We start from the raw sequence: 18,426 nt of genomic DNA, 5'->3' as shown, positions 1-18,426 counted from the left end.
TGCTTATGCCTCCTTCACTTTGCTCTTGCCGCGGGTGAAGATCTTCAGGGTGAAGTTGCGCAGGATCGCCTGCATCAGCACGAAGAGGATCACCAGGCCCTGGATGATGTTGACCAGAGAGACCGGCACCTGCAGGGTACGCTGCATGGTGTTGGCGCCGGTGCGCAGCGCGCCGAAGAAGAGGGCCGCCACGGTGACGCCGGCGGGATGCAGGCCGCCCAGCAGAGCCACGGCCATGGCGTCAAAGCCATAGCTGGAGCTAAAGCCGTTCATCAGGCGGTGATGGATGCCGGTGATCTCGATGGCGCCGGCCAGACCGGCGAACACGCCGGAGAGCACCATGGCCATGACCATGTTCTTGGCCACCTTGATGCCGTTGGTGCGGGCAGCGATGGGGTTGTTGCCCACGGCCCGCATCTGGTAGCCCAGAGGCAGCTTCCACAGCAGGAAATAGACCACCACGGCGCCCACCAGGGCCACAACGATACCGATATTCAGCCGGGTGCCCTGGAGAATGCTGGGCAGCCAGGCGTTCTGGCTCAGCAGGTCGGACTGGGGATAGAAGCCGGTCTCCTCCTGCAGGGGACCGTCGATGAGGTAGCCCACCAGGTAGGTGGCGACGTAGTTGAGCATGATGGTGTTGATGATCTCGCTGACTCCCAGCCTGGCCTTGAGGACGCCGGCGATGGCGGCCCACAGTCCGCCGCCGATCATGCCGGCGATGAAGCACAGGGGGATGAGCACGGGGCTGGGCAGGCCGCCCATATATACGCCCACGATGGTGGCCATCAGGCCGCCCATGATGATCTGGCCCTCAGACCCCAGGGAGGTCAGGCCGGTGCGGTAGCAGATGGTCAGGCCCAGACCGGCCAGCAGCAGGGGAACGGTCTTGATGAGGGTCTCAGCCACGCTGTTTTTGGTGCCGAAGGCGCCCTTGATCATGCACTGGAACGCGGCCAGCGGGGACTTGCCCGACGTGGCGATGATAATGGAAGTGACCGCCAGCACCAGCAGCAGCGCCAGACCCAGGCCCAGAAGCTGCTGCAGGAAGGGGCTGTCCGCAGCCTTTTTCCGCTGGATGTGCACTTCCTTGTTTCCTACATTGAAGCTCATGCGGGATCTCCCTCCTTCTTGGTTTCCAGCCTGGTACCGCCCATCATCAGTCCGATCTCGCCGTAGCTGATGGTGCCGGGGACGAACTCGCCCATGATCTCGCCCTCGTTGATGACCAGCACCCGGTCGGACACGGCCAGTACCTCATCCAGGTCGGCCGAGATGACCAGCACACCGGCGCCCTTCTCCTTGCTCTCCAGCAGCTTGGTGTGCACGAACTGGCTGGCGCCGATGTCCAGGCCGCGGGTAGGCTGGACGGCCACCACCAGCTTGGGGTTCTGGGAGATCTCCCGGGCGATAATGATCTTCTGCTGGTTGCCGCCCGAGAAGGAGCGGGCCAGCGCCTCGGGATTGCGGGGACGCACGTCGTACTCTTCCACCAGCTTTTTGCCGTTTTCCTTCACGGCCCTGCTGTCGAAGATATGGTTTTTGGTAAAGGGCGGGCGGTCATAGCAGTTGATGACCATGTTCTCGCTGGCCGAGAAGTTCATCACCAGGCCCTGGGTCATGCGCTCCTCGGGGATATGGGCAAAGCCCTTCTCGATGCGGTGGCGCGTGGGCATATGGGTGATCTCTTCGCCATCGAAGAATACCTGGCCGGACTGCACGTTCCGCAGGCCCATAACGGTCTCGGACAGCTCCAGCTGGCCGTTGCCGTCCACGCCGGCGATGCCCACGATCTCGCCCTTGTGGATGCACATGGATATGTTTTTCAGCGAGGACGCCCGGTGTCCGGTGTCCACACTGACATTCTTCATCTCAAAAATCAGTTCCTGGGACTTGACGGGAGTCTTGTCATACTCCAGAGTCACCTTGCGGCCCACCATCATGTCGGCCAGGTCGGACTCTTCCACGTCCGCGGTGTTTACAGTGGCCACCGCCGCGCCGCTGCGCAGAACGGTGACACGGTTGGAGATGCGCTTGACCTCCCACAGCTTGTGGGAGATGATGATGATGGATTTGCCCTGGGCCACGAACTGGCTCAGGCTGTCAAAGAGGCCTTCCACCTCGTTGGGGGTCAGCACGGCGGTGGGTTCGTCCAGGATCAGGATGTCGGCGCCCCGGTAGAGGGCCTTCACCAGCTCCACGCGCTGCTGCGCGCCCACCGACAGGTCGGCCACCTTGCTGTCCAGCTCCAGCTGGAAGTTGTACTTGCGGCACAGCTCCTCCACGTCCTTCCGGGCCTGGTCCAGCTTCATGGGTGTGATCTTGCACTCCTGGCCCAGAACGATGTTCTGCAGCACGGTCAGAGGCGGGACCAGCATGAAGTGCTGGTGCACCATGCCGATGTTGTGGGCGATGGCGTCCCTGGGTCCGCTGAGATGGAGGGGCTGACCGTTCAGCAGGATCTCGCCCTCCTCCTGGCTGTAGATGCCGTACAGGCAGTTCATCAGAGTGGTCTTGCCCGCGCCGTTCTCACCCAGCAGAGCGTGTACCTCTCCCTTTTCCAGGTCGAAATTGACCTTGTTATTGGCGACGAGGGTCCCAAAACGCTTGGTGACGTTTCTCATCTCCAGAATCTTTTCTCCCATGGTTTCTCATTCCTCCTGATCGTTTGCGGTTTGAGGACAATGTCCGCGGACGGGCTGCTCCGGCGGGTGCTGTGGGTAACAGGGGGGCGTACGGCCCGAGAAAACGCTCTCAGACCGTACGCCCGGCATTTGTCTTAAAAAGGCAATGGGTCTGCCGCCTGGGTTCAGATCAGTTCCTTTCCTTACTTCTCGAAGGAGGACTTGGGTACCACGCCGGCGGACTTCAGGGAGCCGTCCTTGATGCCGTTGATGATCTCATCCAGCTTGGCCAGCTGGTCGGCAGTCAGCTTGGAGTCATTGCCGTGGAAGTCGCTCAGATACAGGGCGCCCTCCTTCATGCCGAACAGGTTCAGCTTGGGCTCGAAGGTGCCGTTCACGCCGGCCTCAACGATGGAGCGGATCATGAAGGGGTTGCTCTGGATCAGGGAGACCATGACGGTCTCGGGGGCCACGTCGTACTGGTCGCTGATGTAGCCGATGTGCTTGATGCCCTTCTCCTTGGCAGCGTCGATGACGCCCAGGGAGGCGGAGTTGGCGTTGGCGCACAGGACGTCGGCGCCCTGCTCAATGAAGGCCATGCCCATCTCCTTGCCCTTGGCGATATCGGTCATGGTCTCGGTGTAGCCGATGAGGACATTGATGTCGGGGTTGATGTACTTGGCGCCCACGCCGAAGGCCTCGGCAGCGTCCTTAATGTGGGGGGAGGTGGAGCCGGCCACCACGCCCACGGTGCCGCTCTCAGAGTACATGGCGGCCAGAGCGCCGGCCACGAAGCCGGACTCGGGGGTGTTGAAGCGGTAGGCGCCCACGTTGGGCTCAGCGGCGCTGTTGCCGTTCATGACGGCGAACTTCACGTCGGGGAAGGAGGGGGCCACGGCCAGAGCGGCATCGGAGAACTCGTTGCCCACGCAGATGACCATGTCATAGCCCTGATCGGCGTAGTCGCGCATCACAGCCTCGAAATCGGGCTGGGGAATGGCCTCGGTGTAGGCAGGCTCGATGCCGAATTCCTCCTCAGCCAGCTTCAGTCCCTCATAGGCGGACTGGCACCAGCCGGCGTCGTTGATGTAGCCGGTCAGCAGCATGGCGACCTTGTAGGCCTCGCCGGAGGGAGCCTGGGACTCCGCGGTGGGAGCCTGAGAGGCGTCGGGCGCCTTGGAGGGGGTGGGGGTGGAAGAGGATCCGCCGCCGCAGGCGGCCAGCATGGTGATGAGCATGGCGCTGGTAAGCAGGCCGGTGACCAGTTTCTTGAATTTCATGTGTTTGTTCCTCCTTAATAATCGTTGTCTTCGGTTTTGATTGCCCTTTTCGGTCTGATACGCTCAGCCAAACAGTTTGGCCAACTCCTGCACATTCCTCCTTTTTTATATAAAGCAAAGGCGCCTGCCGCGGTATGACCACAGCAAGTGCCTTCGCTCACTATGGCATAGTCTGCTGTACGGTTTCTAAACTGTCAAGCATGAACTGCCTTAGCTCTGCTCCTCCTCAGGGTCGTAGACCTCGATGCGGAAAATGGTGGGCTTCCCCGGATCGGGGCAGGCCACCCGGGTCACGCCGGGCGTGGCGTCCCAGGGATGCCGGCCACCCAGCTCCAGCACCCGGAGCTGGGGCCAGAGATTGTGGAAGGCCGCCGCGCAGAAGTTGGCCGGGCATCGCTCAAAATCGAACTCAAACACCTGGCCCTCTGTGTGGCAGTGGCAGGGCTTTCCCGTCTCGTCCACCGGACAATGCTCCACAACGATCCGTGCTTTCTTGGGCGTATTATAGCGTTTTCTTGTCATATCCATAAAAAATCTCACCCTTCACGTTCCACCCATCCGGGCTTCTAATTTAAAGAATGGATAGCGAATTTGATGTTATTAATTATAACGTCCTTGTTTATAAAGTCAATCATTCTGTTGCTTTCATGTTCTATTTTGGAGGCTTCGTCAGTTTTATTGTAAAAATCCGCCGCAAAAACTGCGTTTCTTTGAATTAAAGAAAATTTAAAGAGATATCGGCAGCTTTTGTGCGCAAATGCTCTTGCCAAAAACGGAAAGCAGCGCTAAAATAAGGAAAAGCGCGTCCGAGTGAATTATCAGGAAGGAATGTATGCTCGTGGAGCCGTATAGAATCGCTGTCATCGCCACCAATCTGATCCAGTCAAATATTGAAAACGCCTTTTCTAAATTTTCTTTAAATTGCACTCCTTCTTTTTATGCCTATGATCCGCTCAAGGGTATGGAGTCGGTATACCGCCAGCTGGGCAGCAACGTGGACGGTATCCTGGTCTCCGGCATCCGCTTCGCCGACGCGCTCAAGGACCTGGCCGCCCGGGATCAGCGTCCGGTGGTGCCCATCCTGATGGATGACGCCGCCGTTCACCGCCTGCTGTGGCGGCTCCATCTGGAGCGGGGCGTGCAGGATTTTTCCCGTGTCTACTGTGACTTTCTGGATCACCTGCATCTGAAAATTGAAGATTTTCTCACTGCGGATCAGGGTATTTCCATTTCCGACTATATGGCCCAGCCCCCCACTCAGCAGGGACTTGACAACTTTCAGTATGCTGAGGACCTCCACTATCAACGTCTCCTCTCCATCTGGAAGACCGGCAATTTTGACTGTATCATCACCAGGTACAGCGGGCTCATCCCGCTGCTGCGGAAGGAGGGGGTCCAGGTCTACTACCCCTACCACAGCCACGCCGCCGTCCGGGACGCCTGTGAAAGTCTGCTGCGCGAGATCGAGATCCGCCGGCTCCAGGAGAACCAGCCCGCCGAGATCCATTTTAATCTGGAGCCTTCCGTCATCTCGAGTAATGACCTGTTCGAGCAGCGCTGTGTCCTGCTGGAGAATACCCTGCGGGAATTCTTCTCCGACTCGGCTCTGAACGTCATGCCCCGGCGCAGCCATTTCGGCGTATGCCTCCTTACCGACCGGAAGTCGGTGGACTGGTGCACCCAGAACTATACCAAATGCATCATCAGCGACTATCTGTCCAAGCGGCTGGACTTCAAGGTATCCATCGGCTACGGCATTGGAGACAACATCTACCACGCCAAGCTCAACGCCCTCAATGCCGTCCGGGAGGGAGAACTGCTGGGGGGCAGCTATCTGGTCAATGAAAAACAGGAACTGATCGGGCCCCTGGGCCACAGCTCCATGCTCACCGTCCCCACCTCCTCGAGCATGTTGTCGGATAACTACAACGACTCCGGCCTCTCCTCCCTCACAGTGATGAAGGTGCTCTCCGCCATTCAGAATATGCCGGAGGGACGGATCACCGCCCGGGAGTTGGCCGATAAGCTGTCAGTCACTCACCGCAGCGCCAACCATTTCCTCAGCGCCATGGAAAAGGCCGGCATCCTGGCCGTGGTGGCCACCCGGCGTCTCACCACCCGGGGCCGTCCGGAGCGTGTCTATGGCCAGGTCAAGCGGAGCGCTGCCTCATGACCGCCCATTTCTGACCTTTGGAGGGATTCCCATGCACACTGAAGACCAGCTGATCCTGGTGGACCTGGATGACGTTCCCATTGGCTCCGCCGGCAAGGCCGAGGTCCACCGCCGCGGCCTGCTCCACCGGGCGTTCTCCGTCTTTCTCACCGACGGAGAGCGGATGCTGCTCCAGCGCCGCAGCCGGGGGAAATACCATTCCGGCGGCCTGTGGGCAAACGCCTGCTGCTCCCATCCCAGGGCGGGGGAATCTCTGGAACAGGCCGTCCCACGGCGGCTGAAGGAGGAACTGGGTATCTCCTGCCCGGTGGAGGAACTGTTTTCCTTTCACTACTTCAGTCAGTATGGCCCCCAGCTCTTTGAATACGAATTGGATCACGTGTTTCTGGGCCGATGGTCCGGTCCGGTCTGTCCCGACCCGGAGGAGATCGAGGAGACCCGCTGGGTCCCCTTCTCCCAGCTCCGGCAGGAGCTGGTGGAATGTCCTGCCCGGTTTTCCACCTGGTTTCTCATCGCCGCTCCCAGGGTGCTGGAACACTTAGCAGCCACGCACAATTGATCGCCAGATGCGTACATTTTCTTTCTGTATCTGTCCATTCGGTGCTCGCTTCTTCTGAAAAATACCCTCTTCTCCGCTTGACACCTGCATTCGATGGTGATATAGTGTTTTCGTAAAAGAGGCAATGAAGGGGATCCTGTCCGTCTTCGCCGCACAGAGAGGCCGCGTCACTGGCTGAAAACGCGGCTGCACCGCGAAACGGATGTTTAACCACCCCTGAGCCGCCCGCTGAACGAAGTAGGCCGGGCCGGGTCCTCCCGTTACAGAGGTCACGAGCGACGGCATATGCCGTAAGCAGGGTGGAACCGTGGAGCTGACCGCTTCACCCCTGAACACACATCAGGGGTGAAGCGTTTTTTGTTTTGCCCCGTTATCCGTGCAGAAAGGATGGATCGCACATGTCTGACGAGAACAAGTACACCTTTGAAAACCCCGAATACCGCAAGACCTACTGGCACACCTGCTCCCACATCCTGGCCCAGGCGGTCAAGCGCCTGTACCCCGAGGTGAAGCTGGCCATCGGCCCCTCCATTGACGAGGGCTTCTATTACGATCTGGACTCCCCCTTCCCCTTCACCCCCGAGATCCTGGAGAGCATCGAGGCCGAGATGCGCAAGATCTGCAAGGAGAAGCTGCCTCTGGAGCGCTTCGAGCTGCCCCGGGAGGAGGCCATCAAGTTCATGGAGGAGAAGGACGAACCCTTCAAGGTGGAGCTCATCAACGACCTGCCTGAGGACGCCCACATCTCCTTCTACAAGCAGGGCGAGTTCACCGACCTGTGCGCCGGCCCCCACGTGGACTCCACCGGCCGCATCAAGGGCAACGCCATCAAGCTCACCGCCTGCAACGCCGCCTACTGGAGGGGCGACTCCAGCCGCAAGCAGCTTCAGCGCATTTATGGCATCGCCTTCCCCAAGAAGGACGAGCTGGACGCCTACCTGAAAGAGCGGGAGGAAGCGCTCAAGCGGGATCACAACAAGCTGGGCCGGGAGCTGGAGTATTTCACCACCGTAGACTGCATCGGTCAGGGCCTGCCCATCCTGCTGCCCAAGGGCGCCCGGGTGATCCAGACCCTTCAGCGCTGGGTGGAGGACGAGGAGCAGAAGCGGGGCTACCTGCTGACCAAGACCCCTTACATGGCCAAGCGGGAGCTGTATAAGATCTCCGGCCACTGGGATCACTATCTGGACGGCATGTTCGTGCTGGGCGACCCCGACGACTACTCCAAGGAGTGCTTCGCCCTGCGTCCCATGACCTGCCCCTTCCAGTACCAGGTGTTTTTGAACCGGGGCCGCAGCTACCGTGACCTGCCCATGCGCCTGGGCGAGACCAGCACCCTGTTCCGCAATGAGGATTCCGGCGAGATGCACGGCCTCATCCGCGTCCGCCAGTTCACCATCTCCGAGGGCCATCTGATCCTGCGCCCCGAGCAGCTGGAGGAGGAGTTCAAGGGCTGCCTGGATCTGGCCAAGTACTGCCTGGGCACCGTGGGACTGCTGGACAAGTGTACCTTCCGCTTCTCCCAGTGGGACCCCACCAACCCCAACAACAAGTACGAGGGCACTCCGGAGCAGTGGGATGAGGCCCAGCGGGTCATGGGCCAGATCCTGGACGACCTGGGTGTCAAGTACACCATCGGCATCGACGAGGCCGCCTTCTACGGCCCCAAGCTGGACATCCAGTACAAGAACGTGTTCGGTAAGGAGGACACCCTGGTCACCATCCAAATCGACATGCTGCTGGCCAAGCAGTTCGGCATGGAGTATGTGGACGTGGACGGTCAGAAAAAGACCCCCTATATCATCCACCGCACTTCTCTGGGCTGCTATGAGCGGACCCTGGCCTATCTCATCGAGGAGTACGCCGGCGCCCTGCCCACCTGGATGGCCCCCGAGCAGGTCCGTTTCCTCCCCGTTACCGACCGTGCCGCCGACTACTGCGCGGAGAAGGCCAAAGCGCTGGAGGCTCTGGGCTACCGCGTGACCGTGGACTACCGCAACGAGAAGATCGGCAAGAAGATCCGCGAGGCTCAGATAGAAAAGGTCCCCTATATGCTGGTGGTGGGCGACCGCGACATGGAGAACGGCACCGTCTCTCCCCGCCACCGTGCCGACGGCGACCTGGGCGCCATGAGTATGGAAGCGTTCACCGCCCTGCTCAAGGACGTGGTAGATTCCAAGGCCAAAAAGTAAGCGCTTGGGGCTGGAATTCATACAAACAAATGAACTGGTGCGTCTGAAAATTTGCGATTTCTGCCCATTGCCGCCTGCTTCCGTCCATGATATACTATGCTGACCAAAACGAATCTGAAAAGGAGCGAGTATTGATGAAGCTGACTAATGTCAAGGACGTCCAGAAGTTTATCGAGGTCGTCAATTCCTGCACCAACGGCGTTTTCCTCAAGTCTCTGGAGGGCGATGTGTTCAATCTGAAGTCCTCCATGTCCCAGTATATTGCCATCGGCCGCCTGCTGGAGGAGTCCGGCGATTCTCTGGAGCTCTTTGCCGAGAGCAAGGAGGATGAGTCCCGCCTGCTCCAGTTCCTGCATGAGCTCAACAGCAAGAACTGATCTCATTTATAAGAAAGCGCCGCACCGGAAAACCCGGTGCGGCGCTTTTTCTTCCGTATCAAATGCGGCCTGCCCCATGGGAGACGGACACATGTGAACCCATCCTCAGCCCCCGGCCAGCACGATCACTCCCACCGCGATCACGATCACGAAAAAGATAAGGACCACATAGGGATTGGCGTTGGAGATCCCGGCCAGGAAGCCCTTGGGCTTTTCGATCTGCTCCTTGGGCACCTTGCGGTACAGCAGCGAGGCGTATCCCGACACGGCGGCGCCCACCGCGCCCCCCAGCGTCAGGAACACTCCGATATACTGCTCCAGGTAACCGCCCAGCAGGACGCCCGCGATACACAGCAGTCCCACCACATAATTCATGGCGTTGGCAGCCCGGTCATAACGGGCCCTGATTTCGCTCTTTTCTTTCATACAGAACCTTCCTTCATCCTCTGCGTCCGGACAGGGCCGGTATTTGTTACTATAATGCGTATTGAACAAAGCCGGAAAGCGGTTTATTCAGCAGACATTATCATACAACATTTTTCGCCCTATTTCAAGGCACACGCCGCCTTGACGGTGCCGGGCCCTTCCGCTAAAATGGAGGCATCTCACTCAGGAGGGACGGCCATGAATTACCGACTCACCCTTCAATACGACGGCACCCGCTACGACGGCTGGCAGCGCCAGGGCAACACGGACAACACCATCCAGGGCAGGCTGGAGGCAGCGCTTTCCGCCCTGGCGGGGCAGCCGGTGGAAGTCCACGGCGCGGGCCGGACCGACGCGGGCGTCCACGCTCTGGGCCAGACGGCCAGCGTCCGCCTGCCGGTGTCTCTCCCGCCTCAGGAACTGCGCCGCCGCCTCAACGCCGCCCTCCCCGGCGACATTGCCGTTCTCTCGGCGGAGCCCGCCGGCGAGCGCTTCCACGCCCGGCTCAACGCCGTGGGCAAGACCTACCGCTATTCCATCCGCCTGGGGGACGTGCCCGACGTGTTCCGCCGCCGGTACCAGTACCAGCTGGAGGGGCCTCTGGACCTCTCCGCCATGGAGCGCGCCGCTGCCCTCCTTACCGGCACCCACGACTACCGCTCCTTCTGCTCCAACCGGAAGATGAAAAAATCCACCGTGCGCACAGTGGATTCCATCCGGATCTCCCTCCGGGGCGCCGACCTGGACCTCACCTTCCACGGGGACGGCTTTCTCTACCACATGGTGCGCATCCTCACCGGTACGCTGCTGGAGGTGGGCCAGGGAAAGCGGGCTCCGGAAGAGATGCCTGCCGTCCTCGCGGCCCTGGACCGCTCCGCCGCCGGCTTCACCGCTCCGCCCCAGGGGCTGACCCTGGTATCGGTGGATTACCACTGAGCCGGAACGATCCCCATGGTCTCCGCCCTGACGCCGGTCAGCTTTTGTATTTCTTTCGCCTGCGTCAAAGCCCCCTGCCGGCGGCAGGGGGCTTTTTATCATCCGGCTCAGTCGCCGTTCTTTCCCTCTTCCGGCAGTACCACCACCCGGATCTCCATGACCCGCCGGTGGTCCACCTTGGTGACGGTGACGTCCAGATCGTCAGCCTGGAAGCGGTCGCCCTCCTCCGGCACCCGGCCCACCTGCTCCATGACCCAGCCGGACACGGTATTGGCGTCGCACTCGCCCCGTATGGAAAAGAGGTCGAACAGGTCGGAGAGGTCGGCGTTGCAGGAGATCAGGTAGCTGCCGTCCTCCTGCTTGCGGAACTCCTCGATGACCTCGTCGTGCTCATCCCAGATCTCGCCCACCAGCTCCTCCACAATGTCCTCCAGGGTCACCAGACCCTCGGTGCCGCCGTACTCATCCACCACGATGACCATGTGGGCCTTCTCCTTCTGGAGGATGCGCAGCAGGTCGGAGATCTTGGTGTTTCCGGTGGTGTAAAGCACCGTGCTGATGATGGCGGACACGTCGGTCTGCCCGTGGTAGCGGGCGGCGTGGAAGTCCTTCTCGTGGATGACGCCCACGATATCGTCGATGTCCTCATGGTACACCGGCAGCCGGGAATAGCCGTTTTCGGCAAAAGCCCTGGCAATGTCGTCCATGGAGTCGGTGTCCTCCACCGCCACGATATCCACCCGGGGAGTAAGGATCTCCTCCACCTCCAGATCGTTGAACTCGATGGCCGCCCGGATGAGTTCGCTCTCGTGCTGGTCCAGCCCGCCCTCGGTCTCGGCCTGGTCCACCATAGTCACCAGCTCCTCCTCAGTGATGCTGTCGTCGCCCTTGCTGCGGACGATGTGGGAGAGCAGCCGCTTCCACTGGGTAAAGAGGAAATTCAGCGGCGTTAAAATCAGCAGGAAAAAGCGCAGTAGCGGGGTGGCCAGCATGGCAAAGCGCTCGGGGGATTCCTTGGCCAGGCTCTTGGGGGAGATCTCGCCAAAGATCAGGATGACCACGGTGAGCACCACGGTGGAGGCCGCGGGGCCCTGCTCGCCGCCCAGCAGCTTCACAAAGAGCAGAGTGGAGATAGTGGTGGCCGTAATGTTGACGATATTGTTGCCGATCAGAATGGTGGAGAGGAGCCTGTCATAGTCCTCCGCCAGAGCCAGGGTGCGGGCGGCCCGCTGGTCGCCGTTCTCCGCCCGGCTCTTGAGCCGGATCCGGTTCAGGGAGGTAAAGGCGGTCTCGGTGGCTGAGAAATAGGCCGACATGATCACCAGAATAATAAGCGCGGCTAACATTCCAATACTGTCACTGCCCATAGGAGTAACGATCAACTCCATCTTTCTTAAAATTGGGGTCCCGGCTGTTTTATGTATGAAAGGGCAGCCCTATCCCCTGTTGAGGTAAGGCTGCCCTGTGCATATTACTCTGTTTATCGTACAAGGGAGGTTCGTCCACCAGGGCTCACCCGCTCCTTCTGCTCAAAAATAGCCGGGACAGTGGTCCGCAGTTGACAGAAGTATAGCATACTGTTTCCCGGATTGCAAGCACCTGTTGGGACCCCCTCCCCTACCCGGCGATCTCCATCTCGGGGTGGACCTGCCGGATGAGGGCGGCCAGTTCTCCCTTCTCCTCTGCCGTGGGGTCCCGCTGCTTTTCAAAGAAATAGACGGTGATGCCGTCGCTCTCCAGGGAGAAGCTCTCCTCCAGCCGCCGGTAGGCCCCGGCGATGTTTTCCCCCTCCAGCAGGCTGTGGGCCGGGGCCCATACCACCTGCTGGTTCTCCTCCCCCAGGTGGAGCTGGATGGGGTCGGCCACCGCCAGGATATCGCAGGCGTAGATGGCCCCGCCAAAGCCGTCCCGCTGGTCCACGGCGGGCAGATCCACCAGATAGCTCCGGTCCACATCGGACACCCGCTTCAGGCTCAGGGAGTCCTCGGCGTTGCGCAGGGCGCTGGTATTGAGCACGAAGGAGGAGGACAGAAGCCCCACCCGCTTGCCCTCCGCCCCAAACTCATCCAGCCGCCGTACCAGAGCCACGATCTCGTCTGCGTCGGCCCTCCGGGGCGGGGCGTAGGAGAAATTGGGCAGGGGGATGAAGAGGGGGTAGTCCTGAATGATGCCCGACTGGACCCGGGGAAGGGCCGGACTCACGGCGGTGGGCACCACCGCCAGGGCCACCAGCAGATATCCCAGCCGCCCCCGCTCCCCCAGGCGGGCAAAGCCCAGCAGCAGCAGGCAGGCCAGGGCCGGGGCGTAGAGCAGCAGGTGCTGCTGCCCGTGGGACTGCACCCGGGTGAAGAGGAAAAAGCACACCAGCGGCTGGAGCAGCAGGAACACGCCCCGCTGCCGGTCCTCCCGCCGGAGGATCAGCCACACCGCCAGGGCCAGCGCCACGGCCAGCAGGAAGATGCCGTAGTACCGGAACATAAGCCGCAGATCCACCCCCAGCCCCAGGTCATAGGCGGCATACATGCTGGCGTAATCGGCCAGCAGCCGTTTGGACACGAAGGTCTGGAGGAAGAAGAGCAGCGGGAAGGCAAACCCGCACAGATATCCCAGCGCAGACGCCGGGGAGCGGCGGAACAGTGCGCAGTCGGCCAGCAGGCAGAGCAGGAAGGACAGGGCGTAAAAGGCGTACCACCGCCGCAGCACCACCGCCAGCGCCGCCAGCATGCCGATGAGCAGGAAACGGGAGAACCGTCTCTTTCCCTTTTCGCCCATCCACAGCAGAAGGGCGGCCAGGGCCACTGCGGCCCCCGCGATATCCACATATCCGGTGACCGATGTGTAAAACAGGGAGGGCAGCGCCAGAATGCCCGCCGCCGCCAGCCAGCCGCCCCGGCCCCTCAGGCTCCGGGCATAGCCCCACATCAGCAGCAGCATGGGAAAGAGGCAGAAGAGCCCGATGGACAAAAGATACACCGTCCGGGAGGGCCCGAACAGCAGGGCCAGGGGGACGCAGAGCAGGCCGATGGTATAGTTGTAGTCGCTGGCAAAAATGGAGTCATACACCGACCGCAGCGCCGCGGCCACCCCCTGGCTCCGGAAGGTCTCCGCCAGGGCGTAGGTGCTGCGCCAGTAGATGGCGCTGTCCCAGCTGTAGATGGTGCGGCTGCCCCGGGCATAGGCGTACACCGCCAGCGCCGTCAGGCACCACAGCAGCCCGATGGCGATAAAGTCCCTCCGGCGCAGCCCCCGCAGCCACGCCCCCGCGCCGGGAAGGCATTCCCACAGCGCCCAGGCCGCATGGAGCAGGAAAAGGGCCAGCAGTACGCCGCCTCCGGCCAGGGCACAGCGGCTCACCGCAGGGGACAGGGTCAGCCCTCCCCCTTCAATGGCCCAATCCAGGGTCAGGCCGCGAAATTTCATGCACAGCAGAATACACAGGGCATACGCCGCCCAGGCCCCCGGCCGTCCGCCAAAGGCATACCGCCGCAGGTGCTCCCTGACCCAGGGGGCCAGCAGCGCCCCCGCCAGGGCCAGGGCCGGGGCGAGGGTCACCAGCGCGGCCAGCGGCAGACGGATCTCCCGGGCCTGGACCAGAAAGGCCCCCAGCCGTACCGCCAGGAACACTCCTGTCAGCCCGCCGCCCAGGGCATAGCACACCCGTGCCGCAGTCAACACCCTTCTTTGCTCCGCCCACTCCATGCTCCCTCACCTCTCCCGTTGCCAAAAGCGCCGCGGGAAAATCCCGCGGCGCTCCGTGACGCTTCTGTTATTTTGCCGCAGGCGCCTTGGGCTTGTTGGGCTCCACCGTGTCAAACACGCTCTTGGCGCTGGCGCACAGGCCGGCCAGGCCCTGGATCTCGCTGGGGATGATGATCTTGGTGGCCTTTCCGTCGGCCGCGGCCTGGAAGGCCTCCAGCGCCTTGATCTTGATGACCCCCTCGCCGGGCTGGGCATCGTTGATGAGCCGGATGGCATCGGCGGTGGCCTGCTGCACCTTCAGGATGGCCTCGGCCTCGGCCTCCGCCTGGAGGATCTTGGCCTGCTTGGCGCCCTCGGCCTGGAGGATGGCGGCCTGCTTGGCCGCATCGGCCCGCAGGATGGCGGACTGCTTCTCGCCCTCGGCCACCAGGATCTGGGACTGCTTCTGGCCCTCGGCCTGGAGGATGGACTCCCGGCGCTCGCGCTCGGCCTTCATCTGCTTCTCCATGGCGTCCTGGATCTCACGGGGCGGGATGATGTTCTTCAGCTCCACCCGGTTGACCTTGATGCCCCAGGGATCGGTGGCCTCATCCAGCAGGGTGCGCATCTTGCTGTTGATGATGTCGCGGCTGGTCAGGGTCTGGTCCAGCTCCAGCTCGCCGATGATGTTGCGCAGGGTGGTGGCCGTCAGGTTCTCGATGGCACTCATGGGGTGCTCCACGCCGTAGGTGTAAAGCTTGGGATCGGTGATCTGGAAATAGATCACCGTGTCAATCTGCATGGTGACGTTATCCTTGGTGATGACGGGCTGGGGTGCGAAATCCACTACCTGCTCCTTCAGAGAGACCGCCTTGGCCACCCGCTCGATCAGGGGCACCTTAACGTGGATGCCCACCCCCCAGACGGCGTGGAAGGCGCCCAGGCGCTCGATCACATAGGCTTTGGACTGCTGCACGACCTTGATGTTGACCGCCACGATGACCAGCAGCAGCACCAGCAGAACGATGATTATGATGGGTCCCATAGAATCTCCTCCTTACAGTTCTCCGACAGCTTCTTTCTCACCCGCAGCGGCGCTGTCCGCCGGACGGACGAATACCTTTACGCCCTCGATGCGCAAAATAGTTACCCTGGTGTCTTTGGGGATGACGGTCCCGTCCGCGCTGCGGGCGGTCCAGCGGGCACCGTTCACCGTCACCATGCCCCTGCCCTCCAGGTTGTCGATCTCCTCGGTCACCACGGCCCGGGCGCCAATGACCCGGTCGGCGTTGGTGGCCGTATGGTCTCTGGACCCAAAGTACTTCCGGGTCAGGGGCCGCAGGGCACACAGCGCCGCGGCAGACACCGCCAGGAACACAGCCATTTGCACCCAGAAGTTATCCACCGCCAGAGAGGTCAGCAGGGCGCACAGCGCACCGGCGGCAAACCAGATAGAGACCAGACCCACAGTTACAGCCTCTGCCACCAGAAATACCACAAACGCGATCAGCCAGATGATGCTCAGCGGCCACACAGTGATCCCTCCTTCTTCAGCCGCATACTGCCGCGCGGCCCGCGGCGTATCGTATGCTGGTGGTGATATCATACCATATGGGCTGAGAAAAATCCAGCAGCTTTCCCCGGCAAGGACAGGCGCCGCGCCTCTCTGTCTGCCTTTTTCTCCTCCGTTCCCCGCGGCACGCCCTGTTTTGCCGGTTTTTCGCCCCGCACCGCGCTCTTTCTACGGTAAGCAGGGAAAAAGCATTGCCTATTTCTTCGGAATCGGATATACTTGATTTGACATTTTTCTGCCGCGCCGGCCAGGCCGGGCGGCCCGATTGGAGTACGATCAAAGCCATGTCTGCCCTTCAACTTGCCATCCCCACCCTCTTCGGTCTGGAGGGCCTGGCCGCCGACGAGCTGCGCCGCCTCTCCCTGAGTGACGTCCGCGCCGAGAACGGGCGGGTCCTCTGCGCCGCCTCCCCCGCCGATATTGCCCGGGTAAACCTGAACCTGCGCACCGGCGAGCGGGTCCTGCTGGTACTGGGCCGGTTTTATGCCGCCGATTTTGACGCCCTGTTCGAGGGGGTCCGCGCCCTTCCCTGGGAGGATTTTATCCCCAAAAACGGCGCTCTCCCGGTAAAAGGCCACTCTCTCAACTCCGCCCTCCACTCGGTCCCGGCCTGCCAGTCCATTATCAAAAAGGCGGTGGCCGCCCGGCTGGGGAGCAAATACCACCTGGAGTCCCTGCCCGAGACCGGCGCCCTCCACCAGATCCAGTTCTCCATTATGAAGGACGAGGTCACCGTTATGCTGGACACCAGCGGCGCCGGGCTCCACAAGCGGGGTTACCGGGCCGTGGGCGTGGCCGCTCCCCTGCGGGAGACTCTGGCCGCCGCCATGGTGCTCCTCTCCCGCTACCGGGGGAAGGACCCCTTCTGCGACCCCTTCTGCGGCTCAGGCACCATCGCCATTGAGGCCGCCCTCATTGCTAAAAACCGGGCTCCCGGCCTGAACCGCTCCTTTTCTGCTCAAAAGTGGGGCTGGCTCCCCTCCTCTGTCTGGATGGAGGCCGCCGGTGAGGCCATGGACAAGGAATTTGACGGCAACTACGACATCTGGGGCGGCGACATCGATCCCGCCGCCGTGGAGATTGCCCGCTCCAATGCCGTCAAGGCCGATGTGGAGGATCTGGTCCGTTTCGAGGTAGCCGACGCCACCTGCTTCCACCGCAGCAGCGACTACGGCCGCATCGTCACCAACCCGCCCTACGGCGAGCGGATCATGGAGAAAAAGGAGGCCGAGACTCTCTACCGGGCCTTCGGCCAGGCCGTCCGCTCCCTCCCCCCCGGGTGGAAGGTGTCGGTGCTCTCCTCCCATACCGAGTTTGAGCGCACCTTCGGCCGTACCGCCGACAAACGCCGCAAGCTCTACAACGGCATGATCAAATGCGACCTGTTTCAGTATACGAGCAGTAGATAATAAGATATTTTAGACAGAAAGGAATTGCTATGACCGTTCTCCGGATGCCCCTGCGCCGCATATTTTCCGCGGCTGTGCTCCTCTGCCTCTGCCTGACGCCCTCCGCTCTGGCCGCTCCGCCGGGCACCATCATCTGGGGCTATCAGGAGGGGCTAGCCAAGGCCCAGAGCCCGGACGGCGCCTTTGGCTACGCCAATGTCCGAGGTGAGGTGGTGATCCCCATGCAGTACACCTCGGTGCTGGACTTCTCCCTGGGCCTGGGCCAGGTCCGGCTGGGGAACAAGCTGGGGGTTATCCGCCAGGACGGCAAGTACCTGCTCCAGCCGGAGTATGACTCCCTGCTCCACATCAACGCCGGACTGTATATCGCCCAGAAGGGGATCAAGTGGGGCGTGGTCAGCCTGCTCCCCTTCCCCGACGGCAGCGGCGGCGCCACCCAGATCCTCTACGACTTTGTGTATGACACGGCCGAGCTGACGCAGATCGGCGGCGTGGACACCCTGATCCTCACCGAAAACGGCGTGCGCACCGCCCTCCCCCTGTACCAGATCACCCAGCTCATGCTGGACAGGCAGATCCCCTCGGCCCGGTTCCCCCTGCGCCGGGGCCTCCTGCCCGACTTTTCCGACGTGGGCCCCCGGGACTGGTATGACCTGTGGGTGGACCTGGCCTTTAACCTGGGGCTGATGGAGGGCGTTGGCTCCGGCCGCTTTGCCCCCAACGACACTCTGACGGTGGCCGAGGCCCTTCGCCTGGCCGCCTGCATGGAGAGCCGCCAGACCGGCGACAACTTCCACACCCAGCCCATCACCGGGCCGGTGTGGTACCGTTCGTCAGTGAATTACTGCGTGGCCAGCGGCATCATCCGCCCGGGCGAGTTCTCTTCCTACACCCGGCCGGTGACCCGGGCAGAGATGGCCCGGATCTTCGCCGCTACCAGCCTGGGCCGCTCCATCCCGGTCATCAACGACCTGAGCCGGGTCAAGGCCGCCGTCCCCGACGTCCGCTCCGGCGACTATGCCGCCGACGCCATCTGGTCCCTCTACGCCAAGGGTATCCTGGCGGGTACCGACGGCCGCTATACCTTCCGCCCCAATACCACTATTACCCGTGCCGAGGCTGCGGCCATCGTCTCCCGCATGGCCCGGACCGAACAGCGCCTGAATCTGTTTTGACTGCCCAATTTCAGAAGACTGGAC

Annotated in this window: 16 protein-coding genes; 7 read left to right on the top strand and 9 right to left on the bottom strand. The window is 61.8% G+C overall.

Annotated elements, in window-relative coordinates; translation table 11 throughout:
• Positions 1 to 3: 3 nt before the first annotated feature.
• The 4 genes from ACTNBZ_RS01355 to ACTNBZ_RS01340 form a co-directional block, all read right to left on the bottom strand.
• Entirely contained in the window at positions 4 to 1,113 is a 1,110-nt protein-coding gene (locus ACTNBZ_RS01355; RefSeq protein ID WP_441207837.1) for an ABC transporter permease, read from the bottom strand.
• On the bottom strand, positions 1,110 to 2,645 hold the full coding sequence (locus ACTNBZ_RS01350) for an ABC transporter ATP-binding protein (protein ID WP_441207836.1): 1,536 nt from the start codon (positions 2,643 to 2,645) through the stop codon (positions 1,110 to 1,112). The genes ACTNBZ_RS01355 and ACTNBZ_RS01350 overlap by 4 nt, the downstream gene beginning before the upstream one ends.
• A 182-nt stretch (positions 2,646 to 2,827) precedes the next feature.
• Positions 2,828 to 3,904, bottom strand: coding sequence for a BMP family protein (locus ACTNBZ_RS01345; RefSeq protein WP_441207835.1), 1,077 nt, complete (start codon positions 3,902 to 3,904; stop codon positions 2,828 to 2,830).
• A gap of 210 nt (positions 3,905 to 4,114) precedes the next feature.
• A complete protein-coding gene (locus ACTNBZ_RS01340; RefSeq protein ID WP_441207834.1) occupies positions 4,115 to 4,432 on the bottom strand; it encodes a TIGR04076 family protein in 318 nt (105 codons plus the stop codon).
• 433 nt (positions 4,433 to 4,865) lie between these two features.
• Here ACTNBZ_RS01340 and ACTNBZ_RS01335 point away from each other — a divergent pair, with 433 nt between their 5' ends.
• From ACTNBZ_RS01335 to ACTNBZ_RS01320, 4 genes are all read left to right on the top strand, one after another.
• Positions 4,866 to 6,077: a winged helix-turn-helix transcriptional regulator gene (locus ACTNBZ_RS01335; RefSeq protein ID WP_441207833.1), complete on the top strand. Its 1,212-nt coding sequence runs from the start codon at positions 4,866 to 4,868 to the stop codon at positions 6,075 to 6,077.
• Between the two features lie 31 nt (positions 6,078 to 6,108).
• On the top strand, positions 6,109 to 6,636 hold the full coding sequence (gene idi / locus ACTNBZ_RS01330) for an isopentenyl-diphosphate Delta-isomerase (protein ID WP_441207832.1): 528 nt from the start codon (positions 6,109 to 6,111) through the stop codon (positions 6,634 to 6,636).
• Positions 6,637 to 7,034: 398 nt separating this feature from the next.
• Complete coding sequence (thrS, locus tag ACTNBZ_RS01325) at positions 7,035 to 8,828, top strand: threonine--tRNA ligase (protein ID WP_441207831.1); 1,794 nt, start codon at positions 7,035 to 7,037, stop codon at positions 8,826 to 8,828.
• A gap of 134 nt (positions 8,829 to 8,962) precedes the next feature.
• Positions 8,963 to 9,205 carry a polya polymerase gene (locus ACTNBZ_RS01320; RefSeq protein WP_441207830.1) on the top strand — a complete coding sequence of 81 codons (243 nt, stop codon included), beginning with the start codon at positions 8,963 to 8,965 and terminating at the stop codon, positions 9,203 to 9,205.
• 105 nt (positions 9,206 to 9,310) lie between these two features.
• Here ACTNBZ_RS01320 and ACTNBZ_RS01315 read toward each other — a convergent pair whose 3' ends face one another.
• Positions 9,311 to 9,631 (bottom strand): hypothetical protein, encoded by a 321-nt coding sequence (locus ACTNBZ_RS01315; RefSeq protein ID WP_441207829.1) that lies wholly within the window; start codon positions 9,629 to 9,631, stop codon positions 9,311 to 9,313.
• A gap of 198 nt (positions 9,632 to 9,829) precedes the next feature.
• On the opposite strand from ACTNBZ_RS01315, the gene truA reads away from it, so the two are divergent.
• Positions 9,830 to 10,567 carry a tRNA pseudouridine(38-40) synthase TruA gene (gene truA, locus ACTNBZ_RS01310; RefSeq protein WP_441207828.1) on the top strand — a complete coding sequence of 246 codons (738 nt, stop codon included), beginning with the start codon at positions 9,830 to 9,832 and terminating at the stop codon, positions 10,565 to 10,567.
• Between the two features lie 107 nt (positions 10,568 to 10,674).
• On the opposite strand, the gene ACTNBZ_RS01305 is transcribed toward truA, so the two are convergent.
• From ACTNBZ_RS01305 to ACTNBZ_RS01290, 4 genes are all read right to left on the bottom strand, one after another.
• Positions 10,675 to 11,934 (bottom strand): HlyC/CorC family transporter, encoded by a 1,260-nt coding sequence (locus ACTNBZ_RS01305; protein ID WP_441207827.1) that lies wholly within the window; start codon positions 11,932 to 11,934, stop codon positions 10,675 to 10,677.
• Positions 11,935 to 12,184: 250 nt separating this feature from the next.
• A complete protein-coding gene (locus ACTNBZ_RS01300; protein ID WP_441207826.1) occupies positions 12,185 to 14,242 on the bottom strand; it encodes a hypothetical protein in 2,058 nt (685 codons plus the stop codon).
• 91 nt (positions 14,243 to 14,333) lie between these two features.
• Positions 14,334 to 15,290, bottom strand: coding sequence for an SPFH domain-containing protein (locus tag ACTNBZ_RS01295; RefSeq protein ID WP_441207825.1), 957 nt, complete (start codon positions 15,288 to 15,290; stop codon positions 14,334 to 14,336).
• 12 nt (positions 15,291 to 15,302) lie between these two features.
• Entirely contained in the window at positions 15,303 to 15,779 is a 477-nt protein-coding gene (locus ACTNBZ_RS01290; RefSeq protein WP_441207824.1) for an NfeD family protein, read from the bottom strand.
• A gap of 323 nt (positions 15,780 to 16,102) precedes the next feature.
• Between ACTNBZ_RS01290 and ACTNBZ_RS01285 the strand changes: the two genes are divergently transcribed.
• Complete coding sequence (locus ACTNBZ_RS01285; RefSeq protein WP_441207889.1) at positions 16,103 to 17,227, top strand: THUMP domain-containing class I SAM-dependent RNA methyltransferase; 1,125 nt, start codon at positions 16,103 to 16,105, stop codon at positions 17,225 to 17,227.
• Between the two features lie 29 nt (positions 17,228 to 17,256).
• Positions 17,257 to 18,402, top strand: a complete 1,146-nt coding sequence (locus ACTNBZ_RS01280) for an S-layer homology domain-containing protein (RefSeq protein WP_441207823.1) — start codon at positions 17,257 to 17,259, stop codon at positions 18,400 to 18,402.
• Positions 18,403 to 18,426 lie beyond the last annotated feature (24 nt).

Source organism: Pseudoflavonifractor sp. HCP28S3_F10 (assembly GCF_052065415.1).
In the GTDB taxonomy this organism is placed as follows: Bacteria; Bacillota; Clostridia; order Oscillospirales; family Oscillospiraceae; genus Pseudoflavonifractor_A.
Note: the sequence above shows the minus strand (reverse complement) of the source record. Positions and strands in the feature narration are given on the sequence as shown.